Source organism: Pararhizobium sp. P1_E7 (assembly GCF_056405855.1).
The window spans coordinates 1-5,998 of record NZ_JBFUBH010000120.1; the positions used below are offsets into that span (position 1 = coordinate 1).

5 protein-coding genes are annotated in these 5,998 nt (G+C 56.6%); 3 read left to right on the top strand and 2 right to left on the bottom strand.

Annotated features, from left to right (window positions below; all coding sequences use genetic code 11):
• A partial coding sequence (locus AC1D17_RS27340; RefSeq protein ID WP_477568391.1) for an oligosaccharide flippase family protein occupies positions 1-806 on the bottom strand: 806 nt, incomplete at its 3' end.
• A 368-nt stretch (positions 807-1,174) separates the two neighbouring features.
• Between AC1D17_RS27340 and AC1D17_RS27345 the strand changes: the two genes are divergently transcribed.
• From AC1D17_RS27345 to AC1D17_RS27355, 3 genes are all read left to right on the top strand, one after another.
• Positions 1,175-2,419, top strand: coding sequence for a polysaccharide biosynthesis/export family protein (locus tag AC1D17_RS27345; RefSeq protein WP_477568392.1), 1,245 nt, complete (start codon positions 1,175-1,177; stop codon positions 2,417-2,419).
• Between the two features lie 301 nt (positions 2,420-2,720).
• Positions 2,721-3,404, top strand: coding sequence for a PIG-L deacetylase family protein (locus AC1D17_RS27350; RefSeq protein ID WP_477568393.1), 684 nt, complete (start codon positions 2,721-2,723; stop codon positions 3,402-3,404).
• Between the two features lie 65 nt (positions 3,405-3,469).
• Positions 3,470-4,729, top strand: coding sequence for a DegT/DnrJ/EryC1/StrS family aminotransferase (locus AC1D17_RS27355; RefSeq protein ID WP_477568394.1), 1,260 nt, complete (start codon positions 3,470-3,472; stop codon positions 4,727-4,729).
• Positions 4,730-4,788: 59 nt separating this feature from the next.
• On the opposite strand, the gene AC1D17_RS27360 is transcribed toward AC1D17_RS27355, so the two are convergent.
• Entirely contained in the window at positions 4,789-5,940 is a 1,152-nt protein-coding gene (locus AC1D17_RS27360) for a glycosyltransferase family 4 protein (protein ID WP_477568395.1), read from the bottom strand.
• Positions 5,941-5,998 lie beyond the last annotated feature (58 nt).

Consider the following 5,998-nt stretch of genomic DNA (forward strand, 5'->3'; position numbering starts at 1 on the left):
ATGTGATAGAGACCAGCGGCGGCAGGGTCCGTCAGATAGCCGACGATAAGCGTATCAAGTTCGTTTGCGCTCGACCGGATGGCGGACGAGAGGTTTGATGAAAACGAAAACGAGTAGAGGCCCGGAAACCGCTTCGCGATCCCCCGGAGTGGCGCCATGAGAACGCCGCTCATCCCCTGCCTTCTAAGCTCGATGAACGCAAGGAGGTTCATGTTCAGAGAGCCGAAAATCTGGGCCGCCAYCCACAACACCAGAAACTCKAGAAGCCCCCATCCGGCCAGCACGCCGAAAAGCGAAAAAGCAACCCGGACAATACTCGCGAGCACCTGCCCATAGGCAAGGACATTGTAACGCCCGTAGAGGCGCAGCACCGCCGTCGACATGCCGGATAGCTGGAAGAGCAGGACGGAACAGTAAATGAGGACGATATGGCTCATTTCCGCCGAAACCCCTATCAGAGGACCGGCAAGAAGCACCACCAGCACGGCGACTGTCCAGGCGATGCAGGCTGCAAAGACGTCCAGAAGAAGCCCGAACTTGAACAGCATTTTAAGATTCGACACATCTCCCGTCTGCAACGCTTCGGCGCCATACTTGACCAATGGTTGCCACGATCGAAAACTGACGAGCCTCTCGACGCCTCTCGTATAGGCGAAGCAGATGGCAAGCACCCCGTAATCTGCCGGGCCGAGCGCCCGCGCGGTCAGCGCGAAACCGGCAAGCCCGATGAACGAACTGGCGAAATTCCCTGTCAGCAGGTGCGCTATATTCTTGAGCCGAACGAGGAAATGCGCCTCTTGTTTCAAACTCGATCTGACCTTCCCAAGCCTAATCATGAGACCACCCGGCAGACTCACAGACCCGTCTCCTTCTGCAGGGCCCCGGCAAGCAAACAAGGGCAGCCGTTGCTCCACGAATATCGGATTTTGTCGATATGGTATTATCTACACAGTCTATGCAGCGCACTTTTCGATTTCGTCGCAACTACAGATAGTCAAATATATTATATGGAATATTCTTATCGTGAGAGATTCAGACTTAGCATACTTATACCGGGTATGGCCAGATTTGTTATTACAAACGATTTAGAACAGAAAATAGTTGATCATTTTTCTATTTGTGTGTGGTAGAGTTCCCCTCATAGGAATTTTATTTATTTTTCTGGCGGGGCAACATGACGTTTCCGGGCACGATAAAGAATAGAATAAGCCATCGTATTCCCTTTATAATTCTGCTGACCTTCGTTGTCGCAACCTGCCTTGCCTTCCCTTTTATGGCGAAAGCAGGCGCGGACTCCTACCGGCTGGCAGGTGGCGACACCATCTCTTTCGACTTCCTGGATGACACCGAACTGCCTGTGACGCTGACGATCGCGGCAGACGGAGAAACGCAATTCCCGCTGATCGGTTCTGTGAACGTCCTGGGGCTGACCGTAAATGAGGCCACCGAAAAACTTCGAAACGAATACCGCCAGCGCCAAATGCTGACGGATCCGAAACTCGCCCTCCACGTATCCACCTTCCGGCCAATTTTCGTATTGGGGGAAGTCAAGACCCCGGGCTCTTTTCCCTTCTATCCCGGCCTGACGGTCGATCAGGCGATCGGCTTGGCAGGAGGTCCTCAAACCCTGACGTCAAACCCGTCAGACAGGATCATATTGCGCGCGCGCCTGCGTGGAGAAATGGACGGCGCAGAAGTGGAGATCGTCAGCGAAGCGCTCTTTGCTGCGCGGCTTGTCGCCCAACTGCGCGGTGCCGACAAGATCGACCTCAAGGACGTCCCGGAAATCGCTCGCCCCTATATTGAACACGCCTCCTTGAAGGGCGCTATTGAAATCGAGGAGCGAATTCTCAAGACAGACCTTATTACGACGGAGTCCCAGGTGCAGATTTTGACGCAAGGGATCACCGAAACGGAGGAAGAACTCAAAATACTGTCGCAGTTGGAAGAGCAGCAGAAAGAAGTGGTTACGATGAACGAAAAGGATCTCGATCGCGTAACCGCCTTGCGCAAGCGCGAACTCAATACGGAGGCGGACCTAACGAGAACGAAGACGACAACGTCCAACGAAAAATCCCGCCTGCTTGAGATCTATGCCGAAATGTCCAACTCCAGACGTGAGCTGGGTAAACTCAAGCTTGATCTTGCCAAATTGAAGGCGGATCGCGAGACCGACATTCTTGTGAAATTGCAGGAGCGGGAAGTTGCCATCAAGAAACTGGAGTCGGCCCGACAATCAGCCCAGGAGCAATTTTTCCTGGTCGCATCTATCGCCACGGACGAAAACAAGCGCAATCAGATTTCATTTACCTATGAGATTCGCCGGACTCAGGATGGAACGCACAAAAGCTTCCAAGCCTCCACGTCCACCGAACTGTTGCCAGGGGACGTCTTAGCCGTGTCGATTGCCGGCATGTGAGGTTCTTCCAGTTGGTCGTGGAGTGTAGTGTGTCATCCAGCAGCCGCATAGCCGCCACTCGTTTTGCCCGTTATGGAATTATCCTGTGCTTTCCACGAGGCCAATGCTCCGGGCGAGGCTACCCCTCAACACCGCCGGCATATTTCGAACGAGCATCCATGCGGCGCCCATTGAAGCGAAGGGTTATCGCGCTTGGAGATCGCTGCATCGATCCCGTTCGCCAGACATTTCTTCTGTCACCGCGCCGGGAGCCGTCATCGCACGAAAAGCGGCATAGTAAGCTGGGGATGGAGTTTGCGTCATGGGCTTGAGTGCCGTCATGGGGAAAACTCTGGTCATTGCGCCGCATCCCGATGACGAAGTGTTGGGTGCCGGAGGTACGATCGCTCGCCTGGCTGCCCAGGGAAATGAGGTCTATATTGCTGTTGTAACCGAGGGAAAACCACCGGCATTCACCGCTGAAGCGACCTCCCGGGTGCAGGCGGAAGCACGGGAAGCGCATCGTGTTCTCGGGGTCAAGGAAACGTTCTGGCTCGGTTTTCCTGCGGCCGCCTTGTCTGAAACAGCCCATTCGGCACTGAACGCGGCGTTATTCGATCTGGTCCAGACGCTTTCTCCCGATACGCTGCTCCTGCCGTTCATCGGCGATATGCATATGGATCACCAGGTGATCTTCACCTCGTCGCTGGTTTCTGCCCGACCGCACCAAGTGAATTTTCCGAAGCTGATTTTGGCCTATGAAACGCTATCGGAGACCAACTGGAACGCCCCGTATCTAACCCCTAGCTTCGTTCCCAATGTCTTTATCGACATAACAGATCACGTCGCCGCGAAAATAGAGGCGATGCAAGCCTTCAAATCGCAGGTGCGGCCRCCCCCGCATGAGCGCTCCCTTGAAGCGCTTCGCGCCCTCGCAACATTGCGCGGTGCGACGGTGATGAAAACGGCGGCCGAGGCCTTTGTTTTGGTACGGCATATCATCTGATGCATGTATCCACCGCCGGCCGCAGAAATGGCCGGTCCTGCTAGAACGTGAAGGGGGAGGCAGCCATGGCACGTTGGCCGGTTTACGATGACGAACAAATCGAGGCGGTTGTTGCCGTACTGAAATCCGGTGAGGTCAACGCCTGGACCGGGCCCTATGTGCGGCAGTTCGAGGAGGCCTATGCCGCCTTTCTCGGTCTGCTGCATGCCGTAGCGGTGGCGAACGGAACCGTCGCACTTGAACTTGCATTGTTCGCGCTTGGGCTGCGGGATGGAGATGAGGTCATCGTGACGCCGCGCAGCTTTATGGCTTCCGCCGCCTGCGTTCCTTTTTGCGGCGGCGTACCGGTTTTCGCCGACATCGATCCCGACAGCCAGAATCTCACCGCTGAGACGATCGCCGCCCAGATCACACCGCGGACGCGGGGCATCATCGTCGTTCATCTCGCCGGCTGGCCATGCGACATGCGGGGCATCATGGCCCTCGCCAGGGAAAATGGGCTGTGGGTGATCGAGGATTGCGCCCAAGCCCACGGCGCCGAGATCGACGGCCGGCCGGTCGGAAGCTTCGGTGATATAGCCGCTTTTTCGTTCTGCCAGGACAAGATTATCACAACCGGTGGCGAAGGCGGATTGATCGCAATGAACGACGGCGCGCTCTGGCAGAAAGCGTGGAGCCGAAAAGATCACGGAAAATCATACGATACCGTTTTCAACAAGGTTCATCCGCCCGGGTTCCGTTGGCTGCACGAATCCATTGGAACCAACTGGCGCATGACCTCCATTCAAGCTGTGCTCGGCCTGATCCAGCTCAAGCGGTTGAAAGAATGGCGGGCAACGAGGGCACGCAACGCAGCGATACTGCAAGACGCTATAGGCGATCTCAAGGCGCTGCGGACACCGGCGCCGCCGGACGGATTTCAACATGCCTACTACCGCTTTTACACATTTGTTCGCAGAGACAGGCTGAAATCCGGTTACGACCGCGACAGGATTGTTGCAGAAATGAACGGTGCGGGCGTGCCGTGCTTTTCAGGAAGCTGCTCGGAGATATATCTGGAAAAGGCTTTTACGGACCTCAATTATGGTCCGGACGAACGGCTGCCTGTGGCGCAAGAGCTCGGCGAAACCAGCATGGCGCTCCTGGTGGACCCTTCGCTAGATGGGCAAACCATGGTGGAGACCGCACGTATACTGCGCGAGATCGTGCTCTCGGCCACCCAGCCCGCACGGAAATGGAAAGAAAGAGCTTCCGTCAAGGAAGGGCCGCTGCTCGCGGGGCAGGTGTCGCACGGGGATCCGGCGCCGCATCTGGCAAAGACCTAAATCATACGATGCCTCAGGGGCCCACCAGAATGACGCCGGGATCGATTTTAGCGGTAGCGCTACACGTTTCCCGCATCCTGCCTGACGGCTGACAAGAGAACCTCGTCCCACCGGGCGAGAATGCGTTCAGGCAGATAGTTTTGCGCACGCACGGCGGCGTTGGCGGCGAGGGTTTGGCGCAACGCGGCACTGCCCAGCATCGTATCGAGAGCACGCGCGAGAGCATCGATATTTTCGCAAGGGACAAGAATTCCGTCGTCTCCGTTCGTCACCATTGTGCCTGGCCCCCACTCGCATTCGTAAGACACCACCGGCAAGCCGGCCGCCATCGCCTCGAGCAGTACGATGCCCCAACCCTCGTACCGGGACGAAAGGACAAACACGTCGGCCGTTTCAACCCACAGACCCGGCCGCGATGTCACCCCCGGCATTTCCACCCGCTCCTGCAGCCCAAGTGCGTTGCGTTGCATCTCAAGTGCCTTTCGGTCCTCTCCCTCACCCCAGATGACAAGCCGCCAATCGGGATGCTTTGCCGCTATCTGCGCAAACGCTTTGAGGAGAAGGTCGAATCCTTTCTGGTGTGTGAGGCGCCCGACTGCTGTCAGAGTGTTGTTTTTCCTTCGATCGACCCAATCCTTTGGCAAATCCACGGCGTTGGCGATCACCCAGCCTCTGCGGCGCATTGCCGTCGGAAAATAATCGAGGGCCCCTTGCGTCATCGTCACCAGCCCGAAAGCGCGTGGATACAAACGCGACTGGAGCCACTTCCAGATTCTGCCGAACGGTTGAACGGCCGGATTGTTGCGCTCCGATACAACGACGGGAACCGGCATGCCAAGCGTCGCGACCAGCACCATCACATTCGTTCGTGTCAGAAAACTCAGGATGAAATCGGGCTTTGCGAGCCGGATCGCTGAACGCAGGCGCAAGATTCGCAGGCCTACCGCCGCCGCTGATCCTAACTTCGACGTCCTGCCTGGTGGAACCCCCAACCGAACAACCGTTACATCCGGATGAAGCGGATAATAGGAAATGCTTTCCGGTGGCTCGAACGTAATAATCGTCACCGTGTGCCCAGACGCTCTCCAGTGATTTGCGACCAGGTTGACGACGTGTTCCGTCCCGCCTGCCGACAATCCCGGGACGATAATGGTTATTCGTATTCCGGGGGTGGTCTTTTCAAACCGCAAGACATTTTGGCGCTTATTCATCACAGCAACTCGTTCGCAGTCGCCCTCACTGAGGATAGCGGCCGGCGATACGCTCCTC

Bases quoted from the DNA above. Each gene is read 5' to 3' on its own strand.
- AC1D17_RS27345 (WP_477568392.1), top strand. From the start codon at position 1,175: ATGACGTTTCCGGGCACGATAAAGAATAGAATAAGCCATCGTATTCCC.
- AC1D17_RS27355 (WP_477568394.1), top strand. From the start codon at position 3,470: ATGGCACGTTGGCCGGTTTACGATGACGAACAAATCGAGGCGGTTGTT.
- AC1D17_RS27360 (WP_477568395.1), bottom strand. From the start codon at position 5,940: ATGAATAAGCGCCAAAATGTCTTGCGGTTTGAAAAGACCACCCCCGGA.